This is a genomic window from Rossellomorea aquimaris (assembly GCF_020172085.1).
In the GTDB taxonomy this organism is placed as follows: domain Bacteria; phylum Bacillota; class Bacilli; order Bacillales; family Bacillaceae_B; genus Rossellomorea; species Rossellomorea aquimaris_E.
On sequence record NZ_JAIVAT010000007.1, the window covers coordinates 564,982 to 582,252 of the forward strand.

At 44.1% G+C, this 17,271-nt stretch carries 21 protein-coding genes, 1 pseudogene and 1 riboswitch; of the genes and pseudogenes, 13 read left to right on the forward strand and 9 right to left on the reverse strand.

What is annotated here, in order from left to right; genetic code table 11:
- Positions 1-181: 181 nt before the first annotated feature.
- Positions 182-1,063, forward strand: coding sequence for a GNAT family N-acetyltransferase (locus LCL96_RS15425; protein WP_224942437.1), 882 nt, complete (start codon positions 182-184; stop codon positions 1,061-1,063).
- 113 nt (positions 1,064-1,176) lie between these two features.
- A riboswitch (purine riboswitch) is annotated at positions 1,177-1,276 on the forward strand.
- Between the two features lie 54 nt (positions 1,277-1,330).
- Entirely contained in the window at positions 1,331-2,323 is a 993-nt protein-coding gene (add, locus tag LCL96_RS15430) for an adenosine deaminase (protein ID WP_224942438.1), read from the forward strand.
- Positions 2,324-2,402: 79 nt separating this feature from the next.
- Here add and LCL96_RS15435 read toward each other — a convergent pair whose 3' ends face one another.
- Entirely contained in the window at positions 2,403-2,585 is a 183-nt protein-coding gene (locus LCL96_RS15435) for a CsbD family protein (protein WP_224942439.1), read from the reverse strand.
- 218 nt (positions 2,586-2,803) lie between these two features.
- Here LCL96_RS15435 and LCL96_RS15440 point away from each other — a divergent pair, with 218 nt between their 5' ends.
- Positions 2,804-3,316, forward strand: a complete 513-nt coding sequence (locus tag LCL96_RS15440; protein ID WP_224942441.1) for a DUF402 domain-containing protein — start codon at positions 2,804-2,806, stop codon at positions 3,314-3,316.
- 43 nt (positions 3,317-3,359) lie between these two features.
- Here the strand turns inward: LCL96_RS15440 and LCL96_RS15445 are convergent, their stop codons facing one another.
- Positions 3,360-3,503 carry a hypothetical protein gene (locus tag LCL96_RS15445; protein WP_224942443.1) on the reverse strand — a complete coding sequence of 48 codons (144 nt, stop codon included), beginning with the start codon at positions 3,501-3,503 and terminating at the stop codon, positions 3,360-3,362.
- A gap of 177 nt (positions 3,504-3,680) precedes the next feature.
- On the opposite strand from LCL96_RS15445, the gene LCL96_RS15450 reads away from it, so the two are divergent.
- From LCL96_RS15450 to LCL96_RS15460, 3 genes are all read left to right on the forward strand, one after another.
- Positions 3,681-4,007: an ArsR/SmtB family transcription factor gene (locus tag LCL96_RS15450; RefSeq protein ID WP_224942445.1), complete on the forward strand. Its 327-nt coding sequence runs from the start codon at positions 3,681-3,683 to the stop codon at positions 4,005-4,007.
- A 176-nt stretch (positions 4,008-4,183) separates the two neighbouring features.
- Positions 4,184-4,699 (forward strand): SRPBCC domain-containing protein, encoded by a 516-nt coding sequence (locus LCL96_RS15455; RefSeq protein ID WP_224942446.1) that lies wholly within the window; start codon positions 4,184-4,186, stop codon positions 4,697-4,699.
- A 34-nt stretch (positions 4,700-4,733) separates the two neighbouring features.
- Positions 4,734-5,111, forward strand: coding sequence for a VOC family protein (locus LCL96_RS15460; protein WP_224942447.1), 378 nt, complete (start codon positions 4,734-4,736; stop codon positions 5,109-5,111).
- Between the two features lie 69 nt (positions 5,112-5,180).
- Here the strand turns inward: LCL96_RS15460 and LCL96_RS15465 are convergent, their stop codons facing one another.
- Positions 5,181-5,480, reverse strand: coding sequence for a hypothetical protein (locus LCL96_RS15465; protein ID WP_224942448.1), 300 nt, complete (start codon positions 5,478-5,480; stop codon positions 5,181-5,183).
- A 14-nt stretch (positions 5,481-5,494) separates the two neighbouring features.
- Entirely contained in the window at positions 5,495-6,118 is a 624-nt protein-coding gene (locus tag LCL96_RS15470) for an HNH endonuclease family protein (RefSeq protein ID WP_224942449.1), read from the reverse strand.
- Between the two features lie 433 nt (positions 6,119-6,551).
- Between LCL96_RS15470 and LCL96_RS15475 the strand changes: the two genes are divergently transcribed.
- Complete coding sequence (locus tag LCL96_RS15475) at positions 6,552-6,851, forward strand: hypothetical protein (RefSeq protein WP_224942451.1); 300 nt, start codon at positions 6,552-6,554, stop codon at positions 6,849-6,851.
- A 16-nt stretch (positions 6,852-6,867) separates the two neighbouring features.
- Complete coding sequence (locus LCL96_RS15480; protein ID WP_224942453.1) at positions 6,868-7,374, forward strand: GNAT family N-acetyltransferase; 507 nt, start codon at positions 6,868-6,870, stop codon at positions 7,372-7,374.
- Between the two features lie 502 nt (positions 7,375-7,876).
- On the opposite strand, the gene LCL96_RS15485 is transcribed toward LCL96_RS15480, so the two are convergent.
- Positions 7,877-8,890 carry a hypothetical protein gene (locus LCL96_RS15485; RefSeq protein ID WP_224942455.1) on the reverse strand — a complete coding sequence of 338 codons (1,014 nt, stop codon included), beginning with the start codon at positions 8,888-8,890 and terminating at the stop codon, positions 7,877-7,879.
- Positions 8,883-9,767 (reverse strand): ABC transporter permease subunit, encoded by an 885-nt coding sequence (locus tag LCL96_RS15490; protein WP_224942457.1) that lies wholly within the window; start codon positions 9,765-9,767, stop codon positions 8,883-8,885. Before LCL96_RS15490 ends, LCL96_RS15485 begins: the two co-directional genes overlap by 8 nt.
- Before the next feature lie 114 nt (positions 9,768-9,881).
- Here LCL96_RS15490 and LCL96_RS15495 point away from each other — a divergent pair, with 114 nt between their 5' ends.
- From LCL96_RS15495 to LCL96_RS15510, 4 genes and pseudogenes are all read left to right on the forward strand, one after another.
- Positions 9,882-10,556: a hypothetical protein gene (locus LCL96_RS15495; protein WP_224942459.1), complete on the forward strand. Its 675-nt coding sequence runs from the start codon at positions 9,882-9,884 to the stop codon at positions 10,554-10,556.
- Positions 10,557-10,584: 28 nt separating this feature from the next.
- Positions 10,585-11,013: a DUF4275 family protein gene (locus tag LCL96_RS15500; protein WP_412103599.1), complete on the forward strand. Its 429-nt coding sequence runs from the start codon at positions 10,585-10,587 to the stop codon at positions 11,011-11,013.
- 251 nt (positions 11,014-11,264) lie between these two features.
- Positions 11,265-11,804 (forward strand): GNAT family N-acetyltransferase, encoded by a 540-nt coding sequence (locus LCL96_RS15505; protein WP_224942463.1) that lies wholly within the window; start codon positions 11,265-11,267, stop codon positions 11,802-11,804.
- A 58-nt stretch (positions 11,805-11,862) separates the two neighbouring features.
- A pseudogene (locus LCL96_RS15510) lies at positions 11,863-12,299 on the forward strand (DUF4275 family protein).
- Positions 12,300-12,329: 30 nt separating this feature from the next.
- Here LCL96_RS15510 and LCL96_RS15515 read toward each other — a convergent pair.
- The 3 genes from LCL96_RS15515 to LCL96_RS15525 form a co-directional block, all read right to left on the reverse strand.
- Positions 12,330-12,677: a potassium channel family protein gene (locus LCL96_RS15515; RefSeq protein WP_224942465.1), complete on the reverse strand. Its 348-nt coding sequence runs from the start codon at positions 12,675-12,677 to the stop codon at positions 12,330-12,332.
- A gap of 424 nt (positions 12,678-13,101) precedes the next feature.
- A complete protein-coding gene (locus tag LCL96_RS15520) occupies positions 13,102-14,094 on the reverse strand; it encodes a Gfo/Idh/MocA family protein (RefSeq protein ID WP_224942468.1) in 993 nt (330 codons plus the stop codon).
- 98 nt (positions 14,095-14,192) lie between these two features.
- Positions 14,193-15,845 (reverse strand): ABC transporter substrate-binding protein, encoded by a 1,653-nt coding sequence (locus LCL96_RS15525; protein WP_224942470.1) that lies wholly within the window; start codon positions 15,843-15,845, stop codon positions 14,193-14,195.
- 100 nt (positions 15,846-15,945) lie between these two features.
- Between LCL96_RS15525 and LCL96_RS15530 the strand changes: the two genes are divergently transcribed.
- On the forward strand, positions 15,946-17,199 hold the full coding sequence (locus tag LCL96_RS15530; RefSeq protein WP_224942472.1) for an MDR family MFS transporter: 1,254 nt from the start codon (positions 15,946-15,948) through the stop codon (positions 17,197-17,199).
- The last annotated feature ends 72 nt before the right edge of the window (positions 17,200-17,271 follow it).

Here is a 17,271-nt window from a genome sequence, read left to right on the forward strand (position 1 = left end):
GATCGCAATCCCTCTTTTAACTTAGCTGCTAAAGGATGTCTTTAGCAGCATATTTATTCTATCTGAACATTTCAGGTGGTATTGAGTTACACGCTACTATGCAAAAAAGGAAACGTAACAAGAGCGGCTATTGAAAAGCTAGCCTAAACCAAAACATGCGAACGTTGAAAGGACGAGAGAGATGGTAGAAATCAAGAGATTGAAAGAATGTACGTTAGATGAAGCAGTACATGCTTGGAACACAGGGTTTGAGGGCTATTATTTCAATATGACCATGAATACAGACGCGTTTGCCGCACGATTAGTTAACGAAGGCTTATCAACGGAGCACTCGATTGTAGCTTTTATGGACAATGTGCCCGTGGGACTGGTTTTGAGCGGAATGCGAGAAGTGAATGGGAAGAAAATCGCTTGGAACGGTGGAACCGGCGTTGCGACTTCATTCAGAAGACATGGTATCGGAAAAGCATTAATCGAAAAATCACTAGAGATCTATAAGGAAGAGGCAGTGGACATCGCAACACTGGAGGCCGTTCTGGAAAATGGGAATGCCATTGCTCTTTATGAACAATACGGCTATAGAACCATCGATCAACTTGAATATTTAGAGCTTAAAGGAAGTCTTTCTACCTCTCCTATTCCTCCATCACCGAATGTATATACCTTGAAAGATCCTGTTTATCTTCATGAGTTAGACCAATTATCGTTTTATAAAGGGATGAACCCATGGCAGACTCATTGGAAAAATCTAAAAGGAAGTCAGGCATTGATTGCTCTTGATGAGGAAGGAAAAGCGATTGGATATGCCAACTTCCGAAAGGCATTTTCTTCAGAGGGTGCACATAGTCATACCATCGTGTATCAATGTGAAGCGGCCCCAGAACAAAAGGATGCAGAGGCCATAATCACGTTCATGCTGGCTGACATTTTCGGTGATTTTTCAGAGGATATTACGAGACTTGTCCCAAATTCACCGGTCAGTGCAGATTCGTATGCAGTATGTAAGAGCTTAGGGTTTCAAGCTACCATAAAGCAGGTATTTATGATGAAGGATATTTCCTAGAGTTTATGAAGGGGGACTGTATATTTACAACTGAGGTCGAGATGTACAGTGACAAATCCGAACCGTCCCTCTTCCCTTGACATTCAAACAAAAGTTTATTATCGTAATAAAAAACATCATACGTTTCTCACATTCGTATAACTCCAACAATATGGGTTGGGGGTCTCTACCAGGAACCAAAAAATCCTGATTACGAAGAAGGTACTGTTATTTGTATTTTCTTCGTAATCAGGATTTTTTTTATAGAGAAATTGAGGAGGTCCAACGATGAATTATACTACAATGCCTAAAATTGAACTGCACTGCCATCTGGATGGGAGTGTCAGACCCGAGACGATCATTGAACTAGCAAAGAAGGACGGTATCCACATTCCTTCGTTTGATAAAGAAGAGATCAAAGAAGAACTGATTGCCCCATTAGACTGTGAATCATTGGATGAATACTTGGAGAAATTCTCGATCCCGAATGCTGTAATGCAGTCAAAGGAAAATTTAAAAAGAATCACTTATGAGCTTTATGAAGATGCAGCAGGGGAACAGGTGAAATATATGGAGGTCCGGTTCGCCCCGTTGCTTCATACACAAAAAGGATTATCGGTAGAAGAAATCATTGGAAGTGTCATTGAAGGGATGAAAGAAGCGGAAGAGCAGTTTGATATTAAAGGAAATATCATTTTGTGTTGTATGAGAACGATGTCACCGGAAAGTGCCTTTGAAGTAGTTGAAAAGGGGAAGGGCTTCCTTGGAAAAGGAGTCGTCGCCATTGATTTATGTGCATCCGAAGAAGCAGGATTCTGTGGTAAATTCATTGAACCCATTGCCCTTGCGAGAGAGTATGGCTACAGAGTCACCATCCACGCCGGCGAAACGGGAATCGGAAAAAATGTGCTAGAGGCCGTTGAATGGCTGGGTGCAGAACGAATCGGGCACGGTGTCTATATTACGGACTGTCCGGAAGCGTATCAGGTCGTAAAGGAAAAAGGGATCGTGCTTGAGATCTGCCCAACGAGTAATGTTCAAACGAAAGCGGTCGAAGAGTTCCGCGATCACCCTTTGTATGATTTTCACAGAGACGGAATTAAAATCACCATCAATACAGACAACAGAACGGTGTCGGATACGACGATGACGAAGGAATGTGAATTGGTCTGGGGTGAGTTTGCGATGAGTGAGGAGGATTATCGGGAGATTTATTTAAATAGTGTGGAGGCTGCTTTTGCGAGTGATGAGGTAAAGGCAGGGCTGAGGAAGTATTTGTAGGGGAAGCATGGGGGACGGTTCTGCTGCTTCATTTTGACGTAAAAGAAAGCGCGAGAAGAGCCCCCGCGCTTTCTGGCTGTTACCAACTCTTTTTTAAGGATTCCTTCACATCTCCAGCCTTTTCTTGAATCTTCCCTTTATCCTTGTCGCGTTCTCCTTCTGCAATCATAGAATCGTCGTTTGTCAGTTTGCCTAGCCCTTTCTTCAAATCTCCCTTTGTCTGCTTTTGTTTTCCTTTTATTTGATCATGATTTTCCCGCATGTTTTCACTACCTCATTTCTATGGTTTGATTTCTTATTATTCAATATCCACTTGGAATGAGAATTAAACAAAAGACAGTCGGGAAATGATGGAAGTTTTGGAAGATCAGGGATGGTTTCGATTTCATAAAACAAAGCGGGGGGAGTAGTTCTACCTCGCTTATCATAAGCATGGGGACGGTTCTGCTGCTTCCCAAAACTCAGTAAAGGTTGTCGAAAATGAAAGATATTCTTGAAAGAAAGATTAAGTATAATTTAGACGTTGTGGATTACAGATGTAAGGTATTAGAATCACAGGATCGAAGTGCGAAGCTTTTTCATATCATCGAAACTCCTTTTACCATGGTTAGTGAAAAGGATGAAATAACGATTCCTAAAGGAAGTTATACCTTAGCTTATTATTGGGAAGCTCGACCATACAATGTGTATTTTTGGAGAAGCCGCAGTGGGGAATTCCTGGGTGCGTACTTTAACCTCGTGAAAAATACAAAAATTACGTCTGAGATGGTTTCGTTTGAAGATTTAATTTTGGACGTATTGGTGTATCCGGATGGCAGGTATGCCATTTTAGATGAAGATGAGCTGCCCACTTCCATTGAGCTTTTTGAAAATGGGACAGTGAAAGAATCCTTACATGCATTGATCACTGAAATGGATGACATCATGGAAGAAGTGAAACAAGAAGCGGCTGGTCAATATAGTCATGAAGCACTTTCCCCTTATTTGGCATAGATGGAACAGAAAAAACCAGAACCATGTGGATCTGGTTTTTTCTCTATATATGATCGGTACTCATCCTCGGCGCCTCTGGTTCAAGCTCAGCTGCTGCTCGCGCATTTTCATTATGTCGATCGTTTTGATTTTCGTTCTCTAATGTACGGTGCTTCTCTATGTCTTTGGCCTTTTTCTTATTGTCCATGGAATCACCTCCTATGAATAATATGCTCCATTTTCATTTGGAACATGAACTGGGACGCGGGGACAGGTACCTTGTCCCATGAGCCACCGTACCTGTCCCCATGGTTCTTTTGCCCTTTTTTAAAAATTTTCTAAATATTCCTTGACGGGAATATTCCTTTAGGAGTATATTGTAAATATGAAAACTATATTAACTGCTCTCGCCGAGCCAAATCGCCTGCAAATAGTCGAACTTCTGCGTGATGGCCCTCTTACAGTGGGGGAAATCACCGACAAACTACGAATGAACCAGCCGCAAGTTTCGAAGCATCTCAGAGTATTGAATCAGTCAGGGCTAGTCGAAGTCCAACCAATCGCCAATCGACGATACTACAAGCTAAGACCCGAGCCGTTTAAAGAGTTGGATACGTGGGTGGAATCGTATAGACACCTTTGGAATGAACGATTTGACCGTTTGGAGGACTACCTGCACAAAGTACAGCGAAAGGAAGTGGAGGAAGAATAACCGGAAGTTGTTCATGAAGCAGCCGTGTGTATGAAAATGAAACATAGTTAGAAAGAAAGAAGGAGTTACGGATTCTCTGAAGAATACTACAATCGGTTGCTTTTTTTTACAGGGCTATTGAAGGTAAAGCCATCACGTTTTCACATATGTACATTTCAATCTGAGGAGGAAACGACATGTCCGTCAACAATCAAGTATCGAGAGTAGAGGATAGCCGGGTACTAGTGCTGGAGAGGGTTTTCGACGCACCGCGTGACCTGGTGTTCTCGATGTTCAAAGAACCGGAGCATCTCAAGAACTGGTGGGGACCAAGAGGCTGGGAGCTGCCGGTATGCCGTGTGGATTTCCGTCCTGGCGGTGTCTGGCACTACTGCATGAAGTGCGTGGATCAAAGCCAGGGTCAATTCTACGGGATGGAATCTTGGGGAAAAGGTGTTTATCAAGAAATCATCGAACCGGAAAAGATCGTCTACATCGATGCTTTCTCGGATGCAGAAGGCCATACGAATGAAGACATGCCATCAACAGAAGTGATGCTTGAATTCATTGATATGGGCAGCAAGACGAAGCTGGTCAGCCGTTCTGTGTACTCATCGGCAGACGCTCTTAAGACCGTTATGGACATGGGAATGATACAGGGAATCACTGAAACGTGGGATCGTTTGGAAGAAGCTCTTCAAATCGTGAAATAAATAAGTGAACTTATTTTAAAGGGGTCGAAAATCTATGATTAATAAAGTCGGTCAAATTATGTTATACGTCAATAACCAGGATGAGGCAGTAACCTTTTGGACTGAAAAAGTAGGATTTGTTGTAAAGGCAGAGGAAGATAACGGTCAAGGAATGAGATGGATTGAAGTGGCCCCGAAGGACGCCGAAACAAGCATCATTTTGCACAACAAGGAATTCGTGGCAAAGATGTCAGCTGGGGTCAATCTTGGTACGCCTTCCTTAATGTTTTTCACCGATCGATTCGATGATCTCTATACCGATCTTTCCAATAAGAAAATCAAAGTAGGGGAAATTGTCAATATGCCTGCTGGCAGAGTATTTAACTTTGCTGATGATGAAGAAAATTATTTTGCGGTGATGGAGAAGAAATAAATAAAGGCCAAGGGGACAGGTACCTTGGCACAGTTTTAACAAAGAGCCGCGGGTCCCCGTGGCTCTTTGTTATGGACGCTCCAACACAGCTGCTAGCATCTTGTGCACAACCTCATGATCCCGCACATCGTGCAACTTATATTCCTCACCGGGCAACGAATACCATTCTTCTGCGCCTACATAGGTGATTGCGAGCGAAAGCACACCATCCTCATCACAGGTCGTCACCAGTTCAAGCTCCCCGCTGATCACACCGACCTCAGACGTCATGACCCCGTGAGTTGCCGTAAAAACAGTTGATTTCTTTTCCATGCGTATACCTCCATTCTGGATATGAACAATGCCCGTACGAGCCTGTCGTACGGGCATTTCCGTTATTCACATTAGTAGATGCAGCTGTTCAGCATGCCTTGAAGGGCCGTTTTTTCTGAAGACTGCAGGCTTAAGCCCCATTTGTATTTCGTGCTGATCCACCATTTTGAGTAACCGCAGGCTGCGCCAGAACGCGGTGGCTGCCATGTGGATGGATCCTGGTCGCCTTTGGAACGGTTGGAGCTGGCACTAACGGCGATCAGCTGCGGGCCGCTTAGGTCATTGGCGAAGTCTTCGCGCTTTTGCGTCGTCCAGCTGCTGGCACCGGAACGCCATGCTTCGGCAAGTGGAACGACGTGGTCGATATCAAGATCGGACGGATCGGTAAACGTCACCCCGTCATAATAACTGTACCATGAACCTGATGTGACAGGGCAGCTGCCGCTGTAACTGTCGGCGTCGCGCTGCAGGACTAGCTGGCGGGTGTCACAACCGTTACCCTGGCCGATCCAGTGAGGGAATTTGTCCCTGGAATAGCCGGTCATGGAACCTTCTGATTTTACAGTAAGAGCATTTAATTGAGACTGGGCTGTGGACTTCGATGGTGTGCCAGGCGGGAATGCCAGCGCCGATGGCAGGGATAAAGCGAACGAGAGAAGTAGGGCAACAACAATCAACATCGATTTCTTTAGCATGGGAAAGCCTCCTGTATGTATTTTTTTATATGAACCTTTCATTCCTTTAGAGAATGGAAGGTTCATAGTAAAACCATGTAGTCAGGCAATGAGAAATGATTTTTTTGAGGAATGGCATAAGGTGTGTTCGCTTCTACTTGAATGATAGGGGATGGAATAACCTTCTAACAAGTTAATATTTTGTAAACGATGGTATTTTTAGAAAGATGAATCTTTATGCCTGTACCTTCAGAATCATTTTGTGTGACGTTATCGCTAGATGAAGTTGTGAAAAAATAAGTAGATATGACAGATGTAATTTGAAATAATTGGATAAAAGGAGTATGACTGGGGGAGATCGATGAAAAGGACAAAACTAACTTTCATTTTTATCATTCTTTTTGGTTTTATCAGCTATTCCATGTTATATAACGGTTTTTCTGGAGTGAAAAGCATGACTATACAAGAGTACGATGAAACATTTGAGGATGATGAAAAGATTACCGATCAAGAAATCATCGCAACTGTCACGGGCATTCTGAATCGGTCGAATAAAATCACCAATACACATTATAAACTGGCCGTGCAGCCAACCTACAAACTTCAACTGGAATATAAGGAGACTAAGGAAGTTTTATATCTTCACGAAGGATTCGATACAAATGAAACGTTGATTTCCGGTGATAGTAGGGATCATTATTACAAGATCAATCAGAAACAAACGGATAAAATTGTTCAGCTTTTATTGAAGTAGAAATGGAGGATGGATCATGATACATATCCATAAAGCAAACCCTAGCCACATACAAGGCATAAAAAAAGTCTGCTCCGATGGTTATTGGGCAACGTACCGCAATATCTACACGAAAGAATATATTGAAAGAGTGATAGAAGATTTTTATAACGATAAACGAATACTGAAGGAAGTGACAACATCTGACCGATATTGGGGAGGATATTTTGTCGCGGTTGAAAACGATGAAGTCATCGGCGCTGGTGGAGGCGGGATGATTGGGGAGACCGAAGGAGAACTTTTTGTCCTATACCTGGATCCAACCAGGCGGAATGAAGGGATTGGGACACTCTTGTTAGAGGCCATCACTCAACAGCAGAAAGAAGAATTTCATGCCAACAAGCAATGGGTGTCCGTGCAAAAAGGGAACGAGAAAGGGATTCCTTTTTACGAAGCGAGAGGGTTTGTATATGAGAAGGAGCAGCCTGTTTATGGGAATGAGGAGGGGGAGTATCGATCGTTGCGGTATTCGCGTGATGTGTAAGGCTGTGGTCATCATACTTTCCTATTGGCTCATGTTCTGTGTGTAGGTTTAAAGAAAATTCGACACGAGGGATTAATTATTTAAAAAAGGGATTAATAAATCGGAAAGAGGATTAAAAAATTCTGAATTGGATTAATAATCTTCAATCCGGATCAAATCTCGACGATATTGGATCAAATCGAAAATCCTTGTAGGGTATTGCACACTCAAACCATTACCACATCCCCTTCCAGGAGCCGACTCCAGCTAGAAATAGACAATCTACCATCTTTCCCCCTCAAAAAGCAGTTAAAAAAGGACAGGTAGATCCCAATTCGAACATATCATCGCTTTGTTTCCGGTCCCGAAGTCCATCTAACCTGAAAAAGAGCCACGGGACCTGTCCCCATGGCTCTCTTTGTTGCGGTCTTCGCGTTTCATTTGACGAAGCATGTAGAGGGTTCTGCTGCTTCATGTTCATCAAAAAGAGAAGCACAGGAACCGCCCCCCGTGCTTCCTGGCTTCACCCCTTAAACGTAAACAATTCCTCCGAACGCACCACTTTTTCGTTGGCTTTCTTTTCTCCACTCACTTCTTTTTGAAAAGGAAGATCACTATCAATCAACACCTTCTTTAACGTGGCGCTGATAGAATTGATGCTCAGGATCAGGATGGAGAATAGAATCAACGGGACGACCACGAGCAAGGGAGTGGTGAACACTTGCTGGATGTTCATGCTGATGGTGGCAGCCCATTCATTCGTTTCTGAAAAATAAACCGGGTTGCTTGGTTCAAAAGGACCGATAGCAAATTCCGCCACTTTCATTCCACCAAGAGCCATTAAGATAATACCGAGTTGAATGAGCAGGGAAAGGGCCTGTGATACCTGTTCGGAAAATAACACGATGGAGTGACGCAGAAATTGTGGCAGGAGATGTTTCCGGATAAGGTGAAACCTGCCCGCGCCCATGGTCTTCGAGACATCAACAAATTCCTGCTTCATAAAGAGCTTCATTTCCTCTCCCAGATAGATCCCTAGAGAGGGAATCGTGATGGCCGCCATCCCAGCTAGCTGGATAAAAAAGTAGCGGCTGGATGGGAGGGCGTCTCCCTGGAAAGCCCCCTCTAACGGTGCTAAAAGCCCAAACACGACAATGGCAAGAGGGAGGTATTGAAACGCTTCTCCCAGTCCTTTCAATGTGCGGGTGAATGAACCGGGTAAAAACGTATAAAGAAGGGCGAATCCAAATCCAAAAATCATCCTGAGAGCTGCTATGAAAAGGGCAGCGAAAATCGTGAATTTTGCACCGGCAATCAGGAGGAGCAGGAAATTCCGGCCCAGACGGTCACTTCCGAGTAGCGGCATTTCTTCAGGCGTAAAGGGCGGTGCAGCCGTCACCTTATTGTTGTCATCCATTAAATATTGGGTGATTTTATCATAGTCAGGGTTCAGGAATGGAATCAAAAAGCTTGCCACAAGGAGACCGAAGATGATCAACACAGGAAAAGCCAACCGTTTGACGAGTGTCCTAGACATGGTATTCTCCTCCTTTCAGCCATTTCTTCAACAGCAGAGACCCGATTGTAAATACGATGTAAAACGGGACGAATATCAGAAGCATCCCGATGAAAAACGCAGGCGATGATGACGTTGCTGTTCTGAGTAGAACCGTCATGAAGCCTTTAATATTAAATAAAACTTCAATGACAAGCAGGTTCGAAAGCATGAGCAGAAAGATCGGCTTCAAATGCAGGAAGAAGTGGATCCACACATTCCGGAACACATGGAACCAAATCGTATAACTCTTTTTGAATCCTTTTGAATAGGAGAATTCTACATAGGGTTTGGCTTCTTCTTCCTTCAGCTGGAATAAGAATTGTTTCACTAAAAACACGACGGGCAGAAACGAGAGGCAGATGACCGGAAGCGTATAAATCTGTTCTTCACCGGTCGTATAGATATCGAATAAAAGGAAGTCTGTTTTTTTGAACAGCCAAATAATGAACAGCTGGAACAACACGACGAGGAATACATCCGGTATTCCGTCGAGGATGTTGACCACTTTTTCTGAAACCCTGTAAAGCCTTCTCGGCATAAGCATCATTAGGTAACTCACGACAACCGAAATTAGGATGGCGACAGCAAATGAGATGAACAATAGGCTAAATGAATACGGATAGGTCTTGAGAAAAATGTCGAACATCCCGTATTGTTTATCCTCTGCGCCCCACAGGACGACGATGGAAAAGGGGGAAGCGAGTTCAAGTATCGTCTGCCATAAACGAAGGCCATAGGCTCCCACGTTGATGACAAGCTCTGTATCATAATCTAATAAAGCGCTGATTCCGCTGAGTAAAAACAAACCGATGAACACAATTGCAAAATGAATAGGCGCACGTAATGCTTTAATCATGGAAGTCCACCTTCCTAACCCTGGTAAAATTACATTTTTTACTAGTTTCATGCTACAATAAAGAGATTCAATAGTAAACACGATTCAGAAAATATTGTCGAAGGTGATAAAGGAATGTGTCGAAATAGATTGGTTTTTGTTTTACTCGTTTCATCCTGTTTCCTGTTATCAGCCTGTAGGGTTGTCTTTGATCCATTCGCCCAAAACGCGGAGCAAAAGGAAATTCAAAAAGAACATCGGCAAAAAGCGGACGTGCAGGAGCAGGAGGAAGTCGTTCAGGAAGAGCCAGAAGAACCAGCTTTTAACATTGATGCGTCTCTTACATTGGATGGGAAGAATATGGTGATATCAGGCAAGACGGACCTTCCCGCTGATACGTTTCTAGAAATTAGACTTATTCCTTATAAAGGAAATGCTACGGTTGAAGACATTAATGAAGATACCGCTGGGACTCTGAATGAGGTACCTGCTAATTCTGTAGGAATCGGGACATCTGTGGAGGAAGGCGGAGCTATTGGAACCAGGACGTTTACCCGACCGGATTTGTCGACCCGCTATCGTTTTGAATTGACCTTTGAACCTGCCGGGCAGGAGGAAGAGATCAAGCAGCGATTAATCGAACAAGCCGGCAATCTGGATGAACTGGCCGGACTTCAAGTATTAAAGGAAGCAGATTCAGAGAATTCGATGACCCATGGGGATGAAGCAGTGAAAGGATATATCCAAACCGTCAACATCATGAAAGCCGATGAAAAGAATGGGGACGGCGTGACGTTGGAGTTTGAGTAAGCGCATAGTTAACGGAGGAACGAAGATGATAGACCTGTACGATAGACTGACCGCTCGTCATATGAAGGTCACTGAAATGCCCGAATGGAGCAACTACCTATTGAAGAAGTGGGAAGAGACGTTTGTGTCCCACCTGAACGACGAAGAAAAGGAATCGATCTTTCTTCATAGTGACCGATACTCCTGCGGATTTCTTTGGCATGTGTTTAGTTATGAGAGAACCGATCGTTTTGTTGGCGAGAAGGCCAAACAGTATTTTCAAAAACAGTCAAAAAAAGAATGCTTTGTGTTTTATCAACTAAAAGACGATGTCCTTCTCCTGAAAAACGCGTCGGGGATTCGAATGGAAGACTTACGGGATGAAGAGGATGTGTATATTGTCGATAAAGAGTTCACCTGGACGTACGTACAAACGCATGATAGTGGGGAGTTCGGTCCTTACTTCACCCATAAGTAATCAGCTTTTGTCAAAAAAGGAATGCCATTCACTCCCTGGTATTCCTTTACTGCTTCTCAGGTTACTGAATCATGGCATACTCGACAAACCCAATCAATCTAATGCCAAAAGAGAAAGGAGCAGGGGGAGGAGCAGGGGGACGGTTCTAGTGCTTCCTGAAGATACAGCATGATGGAAAGACAGAACAATTGAGCAGAGGTTTGTGGTATACATAATGTATAAGAGTAAATTGTCAATAAAGCGGTGAATCTATGAAAATTTTAGAAAAGTTTCCGGATGTACCTAAAATCGAGACGGAACGCCTCATCCTTAGAAAAATCACAGAGGATGATGCAGAAGATATGTATGTATATGCTTCGAATGGAGAAGTAACGAGACTTGTCACGTGGGATACTCATTCTTCACTATCAGATACCGTTCGATTTATCCAAACGTTTTTACCTCGATATGATGCATTATGGGGAATTGAGCTTAAAGAAAATGGAACGTTTATTGGAACCGTTCACTTTGTTTGGTGGCAGTCAGAACACAATAGTGCTGAGATGGGATATGTTCTATCTCATGAATACTGGGGCAAAGGGTTAATGACCGAAGCAGCAGAGGCCATCATCTCTTTCGGTTTCCAACATATGAACTTGGTTCGTATACAGGCGAGGTGCTTTTTAGAAAACAAAGGTTCCGAGGGCGTGATGAAAAAGGTAGGTATGTCTTTCGAAGGGATAAGCAGAAAGGCAATGTATGTGAAAGGAGAACATAAGGACTTAAAGGTATACTCGATTTTGAAGTTTTGAGCGCGGGGAAAGTTTTTGTGCTATGCTTCCGAATTGGTTTGAGAATTGGAGGAACAACATGAAAGATCTGTACGATAGATTGAAAGACCGAAACATGAAGATCATTGAAGCTCCCAAATGGGTCCCTACTTACGTAAGAAATGGGAAGAAGCGTTTGTGTCTCATCTTAGCGACGAAGAAAAGGAAACGATCTTTCTTCACAGTGACCGATACTTCTGCGGATTTCTTTGGCATGTGTTTAGTAATAAGAGGAAAAGTTGTGTTGTAAGCGAGAAGGCTAAAGAGTCGTTTCAAAAGCAGCCAAAAAAAGAATGCTTTGTGTTTTATCAATTAACAGACGATGTTCTTCTCCTGAAAAATGCATCGGAGCTTAGAGTGGATGACTTACGGGATGAAGAGGATGTATATATTGTCGATAAAGAGTTCACCTGGACGTATGTACAAACACATGATAGTGAAGAGTTCGGTCCTTATTTCACCCATAAGTCTAGCTAAAACCAGTTTGAGTCAAAAAAGGAATGGCATTCACTCCCTGGCATTCCTTTTTCGCTTCTCCGGTTTCTGAATCATGGCATACGCGACATACCCAATCAAACCAATGAATGCTCCATTCCCGCAAAAGATATAGAGGATAGTGAACACTTTCCCAAAGGTGGTTTGAGGTTCAAAGCTGGGATGCCCGATGGTGCTAAGGGTCACCACACAAAAATAAAGAGCGTCGATGATGGATAGTCCTTCCTGCTTCACATAGAAGGAGGTACCTGAAAATAAAAGAATGAGAACCAATGTAAAAAGAACTTGAAAGTTTTTTAGTTTAAAAGCTTGCCATAACGCTTTGACTAGTCGTTTCACAGTAAGAAAAAATGAAATCATGGTTGTAAGGGACTCCTTCTTAGGTGGTGATTTCTCTATATCTGATAGCATAACAGATGGAATGATTCGTTGAGAAGAGATGCTTTTGACTCATGGTGTGCGTGAAGATTTAAAGAAAATTCGACACGGAGGATTAATTATTTTAAAAAGGGGATGAATAATTCGGAAAGAGGATTGAAAAAATCTGAACGGGATTAATAATCATCAATAGGGATTAAATCTCGCCGAAATTGGATCAAATCGAGAATCCCCATGAGACATTGGGCCTTAGATCCACTTCAACATATTCTTCCGGGAACTGATTCCAGCTAAAAATAGACAATCTAACACTTTTGCCCTTCAAAAAGCAGATAAATGAAGACAGATGAGTCCCAATTCTAAGAGAGGCAAAAGGGACAGGTCCATTGTCCCTGTCCCATAACTGTTATTCTAATGCCTGAAGGATATCTTCATATAATGTCATGGTCCCGACATTGTCTCTCGCGTTGGAAAGAGGCGTCTCCTTTCCTTCGCAGCACGCGAGGAAGTGCGTCATTTCTCCTGTAAATCCTCTAAGATACAAGTCCCTCATGGTACCTGACATGGGTGAGGTAGATGGTGTGAAGACTGTATCCTGTTCCTTTAATCCTTTCCATGGAAGGTCTTCAAAGGTTTGGGAGGCGTGAATGCGAAGGGTTTCGATTTCCACTGCTTCCGCAAAACCGTGATCGAATGTGACCTGGAGCCTTTCGCTTTCTCTGGACCAGGCGGTCATTCCGCTTAGGAAAACCGTTCCGACAATTCCATTTTGAAACTTAAGGGTTAAACATTGTGAAATATGTGGTCCCACACTGTTCTTGAATCCTTTCACGTTCCTTACTTCCCCAAACAAGTACCGGAGAAGATCGACTATGTGGATCGCGGCGAATTTCAAATACTGCTCGTCGTTTTCACAAAACGGAGTGCTGTCAACAGCGAAGCGGGCTTCGAACGATCGAACCGATCCCAGCTCTTCTTGTTGGATAAGAGTATGAAGGGATTTGTAGACCGGTGCGTACCGTTTCATAAAGCCGACCATGACTTGAACTCCTGCATCCTCAGCAGCATCGGCTATGGCCTGAGCTTCATCCTTTGTCATTCCAAGTGGCTTTTCAACAAATACATGCTTTCCTGATTTGATACAATCCATTACAAGTCGTGCTTGATCTTGAGGCTGGGCAACAACAATCACTCCATCGCACTCTTCCTCTTCAAGCATCGTGATGTGATGGTCATAAGCATTCCCTGTACTGCCGAAACGAAGCAAGGTCTTCTTGGAATTCTCGATGTTTCTGGTTGCCACAGCCTTGATCGTCGCGCCTGCCTCGATCAAAGATGGATAAATATTGGTTGTGGCATGGAATCCTGCTCCAATCATACAAATAGATGGTGGTGTCATTGTTATCTCCTCTTCCATTCAGCGATCTTTTCTTCTTCCTTAAGATACCCGTTTTCAGGTAAAAAATAAAAGGACATATGTCCGGCTTCTCGTTCAATCTATACCTCCGGTCGCACCCACAACCTCGAAAAGTCCACATACCCAAAGTGCTTGATCTCAATATTCATAATATCAGTCGAAAAAGGAATGTAGCGTTTCTCATAATATAGTGGGATCATGATCGATTCTGTCATAAGCCTGTGCTCGAGATTCATATTCAACGAAGTCCATTCTGCAAATGGAGTATGACGATACTCCTCCAAGTAAGCCTCCCATTTAGAGTCTTTTTCAAAAAGTCCAGCCAAAGGGGAATAGCCGTTTTTCAAAAAATAATAAAACGAAAAATCCTGGTTCGATTCAAAGATTTCACCATGCACGAAGAGGTCCACATGGAAAGTTTCAGGCTGCCTCGTCAAGGTGTCAGCAAAGGAGAACCATTGAACGTCGACCGGGATGCCTTCTTTTTCAAAAATCTCCACAAGCCACTCGGTGGTTTTCGCTGTGTGATTGGCAGAGCGGATCACGATCGGCTCTGTAAACAATGGACGGTCCGCCTCCGAAATAGTCATGGATTGATCCTGCCCGATCAGAATACTCTTTCCGTTCGGTGTCAGACGGGGGTCCAGCTCAGAGAGGGTGTGGCGGTTCTTCGCAATCACCCAGTGCAGATAATCCCGGACTTCTTTTCTTTGAATCTGGGAATCCCGTCCCGGTAAGGCATTCATGACGACAATCCCGAAACCAGAGTCACTTTCGACTTCAACGGAGGAGACTTGATTCTCCTCGATGTGAGAATGATAGATTCCCTTAAAGTCTTTCGGCACTTGGACGAATTCAACGGCATCAAGCAACGGTCGTTCCTGGAAGTGCTCTTTAAAAGCAGCGAGGGTCGTCTTGGAATCAGTATTTTCTTCAAGGGAAAAGCATCCTGTCCCGAAGGTCCGTCCCTTGTTTTCTTTATAGATGCTCGCACAAATCATGCTGAGCATGGGGAGGATGTAGCTACAGCCTTTGGGGTGATGGATGTCAATGATGAGGGGAGCCTTCACTTCTATCCGAACAACCGGTTCCCATAGCTCCTGATAGTGAGTGCACGTCCGGAGCCGCTCGAGACAATGGACAACATCCTTTGCTGTCAGGATGGATCCGTCGTGAAACCGGACATCCTTTTTAATATATAGTCGCAGTTTGGTAGGGGATACGTCCCAGCTGTGGGCAAGTTCCGGGAGGATGTCTCCTTTTTCCGTGAAGGAGACCAAGCGGTTGAAGATGTTCGCCACGAGGTGCGCACTCAGGACATCTGCCGCCTCCAAAGGATGGATGGAGAAAAAAGGATAGCGCTTCGGCACGATCAGCTTATCCTTGGATTCCTTCACAAAGCCGAGTTTACTGTGGAAATGCGTCATCAGCCTCATCTTGCTGTCCGTCGACCAGTTGTACATCAAATATTTGCTGCTCTCGTCAATTGGTTCCTCATTCATCAGCTTCACGACTTCCTCTTCAAATTCTTCTTCCACATCCTTCTTCCATAAAAGGGTTGATACATTTCCCCGTCCTCGACCGGGGGTAAAGGCAATCCAGCCTTCTTCATTCCATTTTTTCAAATAGCGGGTGGTTTGTTTGTGGCTCAGTTGAAGGGTTTCAGAGATTTCTTCCACACGGATGCTGCCTGAAGGGTAGTACCTCCAAAGGGTGAGTAATTTGTTCTCCATGTTGCTTCTCCTCCTAAAAGGGGACATCAATTTGAAAAGTGTCTATTTTTATAATCTTCCGTCTAGTTTACTATACAGTAAATAGAGGAGGGGGAACAACATGAAGTGGAAGGAATTACCTCAAAATATTAAAGTAAGGATGATTACGTCATTCTTTAACCGTGCCGTTTCATCCGCCGTCATGCCGTTCATGGCGCTGTTCTTTGCACAGGAACTGAATAAGATCTGGGCAGGGATCTTCCTGATTTCCACCGTGATGATCGGATTCTTCGTTAATCTGGTCGGGGGATACATATCAGACCGCTTTCCGCGGAAAAAAGTCCTGCTGACGACGTCCTGGCTGAACGCCTTGTTTTTCTTCATGATGACGGCAAGCTTATTTCCAAAAGATAATCTGATCCTGCTATTTGCAGGTGCGTATATCGGGTTCATCATCACGAGCAGTCTGGGACGACCGGCGATGCATGCAATCATCATCGACTCGACGACACCGGAGAACCGGAAAGCTGTCTACGCTCTGGATTACTGGTTAATAAACCTGTCCATGGCCATCGGTGCCGCCCTCGGGGGACTGCTGTACTTGAACCATCAGACAGAGCTCTTTATGATGCTGACCTTCACATCGACGACGATTCCCATTGCCTATGGGATTTGGCTTCAGGACAACTTCAAGGACCAGCTGCAGAAAAAGCATGAAAATGTGTTCATCGATCTCGTGAACAATTACCGGATTGCCTTCAAGGATTCAGCGTTTGTCAAAGTGGTGGCAGGGTCCACCTTCATTTTCGCAGCGGAATTCTCTTTGAACAGTTATATCGGGATCCGCCTTGCAGAAACATTCAAGGCCGTGAGTATCGGAAATTTCGAAATCGTTGGGGTCAGGATGCTCAGTATCCTGAACATTGAGAACATGCTGCTCGTCGTATGCCTCACATTCATCATCAATCGCTACACCGATCGCCTGAATAAAAAGAACGCCCTCTTGATCGGGCTTATCCTGTATGGCATCGGCTATGCGACGGTTACATCGGCCAACACATGGTACATCCTGATCGCGTTTAATCTGGTTGCAACGATGGGGGAACTGATTTACTCCCCAATCCGAAACGCAGAGCAAGCGAATATGATCCCAAGCGACAAGCGGGGCTCCTACTCTGCCTTCTCTAATCTGTCGTTCAGCGGAGCGGACCTGGTCGCACGATCCACCATCATTATCGGTGCTTTTCTGATGCCGACGATGATGAGCGTGTATATCGGTTTCATCGTGATGGTTGGAACGGTTCTCGTTTATACGGGGTTGTTTGGCCGGAGCTGGGTGAGGGCGAAGGTGTTGGAAGAGAGTGTTGGGAAGTGAGGGAGAAAGTCCCTTTGAAAGACGATCACGTTGGGAGAAATCTAAAATAGCCATACAAAAGCTTGGGATGCT

Bases quoted from the DNA above. Each gene is read 5' to 3' on its own strand.
- LCL96_RS15425 (WP_224942437.1), top strand. From the start codon at position 182: ATGGTAGAAATCAAGAGATTGAAAGAATGTACGTTAGATGAAGCAGTA.
- add (WP_224942438.1), top strand. From the start codon at position 1,331: ATGAATTATACTACAATGCCTAAAATTGAACTGCACTGCCATCTGGAT.
- LCL96_RS15435 (WP_224942439.1), bottom strand. From the start codon at position 2,585: ATGCGGGAAAATCATGATCAAATAAAAGGAAAACAAAAGCAGACAAAG.
- LCL96_RS15440 (WP_224942441.1), top strand. From the start codon at position 2,804: ATGAAAGATATTCTTGAAAGAAAGATTAAGTATAATTTAGACGTTGTG.
- LCL96_RS15445 (WP_224942443.1), bottom strand. From the start codon at position 3,503: ATGGACAATAAGAAAAAGGCCAAAGACATAGAGAAGCACCGTACATTA.
- LCL96_RS15450 (WP_224942445.1), top strand. From the start codon at position 3,681: ATGAAAACTATATTAACTGCTCTCGCCGAGCCAAATCGCCTGCAAATA.
- LCL96_RS15455 (WP_224942446.1), top strand. From the start codon at position 4,184: ATGTCCGTCAACAATCAAGTATCGAGAGTAGAGGATAGCCGGGTACTA.
- LCL96_RS15460 (WP_224942447.1), top strand. From the start codon at position 4,734: ATGATTAATAAAGTCGGTCAAATTATGTTATACGTCAATAACCAGGAT.
- LCL96_RS15465 (WP_224942448.1), bottom strand. From the start codon at position 5,480: ATGCCCGTACGACAGGCTCGTACGGGCATTGTTCATATCCAGAATGGA.
- LCL96_RS15470 (WP_224942449.1), bottom strand. From the start codon at position 6,118: ATGCTAAAGAAATCGATGTTGATTGTTGTTGCCCTACTTCTCTCGTTC.
- LCL96_RS15475 (WP_224942451.1), top strand. From the start codon at position 6,552: ATGACTATACAAGAGTACGATGAAACATTTGAGGATGATGAAAAGATT.
- LCL96_RS15480 (WP_224942453.1), top strand. From the start codon at position 6,868: ATGATACATATCCATAAAGCAAACCCTAGCCACATACAAGGCATAAAA.
- LCL96_RS15485 (WP_224942455.1), bottom strand. From the start codon at position 8,890: ATGTCTAGGACACTCGTCAAACGGTTGGCTTTTCCTGTGTTGATCATC.
- LCL96_RS15490 (WP_224942457.1), bottom strand. From the start codon at position 9,767: ATGATTAAAGCATTACGTGCGCCTATTCATTTTGCAATTGTGTTCATC.
- LCL96_RS15495 (WP_224942459.1), top strand. From the start codon at position 9,882: ATGTGTCGAAATAGATTGGTTTTTGTTTTACTCGTTTCATCCTGTTTC.
- LCL96_RS15505 (WP_224942463.1), top strand. From the start codon at position 11,265: ATGAAAATTTTAGAAAAGTTTCCGGATGTACCTAAAATCGAGACGGAA.
- LCL96_RS15515 (WP_224942465.1), bottom strand. From the start codon at position 12,677: ATGATTTCATTTTTTCTTACTGTGAAACGACTAGTCAAAGCGTTATGG.
- LCL96_RS15520 (WP_224942468.1), bottom strand. From the start codon at position 14,094: ATGACACCACCATCTATTTGTATGATTGGAGCAGGATTCCATGCCACA.
- LCL96_RS15525 (WP_224942470.1), bottom strand. From the start codon at position 15,845: ATGGAGAACAAATTACTCACCCTTTGGAGGTACTACCCTTCAGGCAGC.
- LCL96_RS15530 (WP_224942472.1), top strand. From the start codon at position 15,946: ATGAAGTGGAAGGAATTACCTCAAAATATTAAAGTAAGGATGATTACG.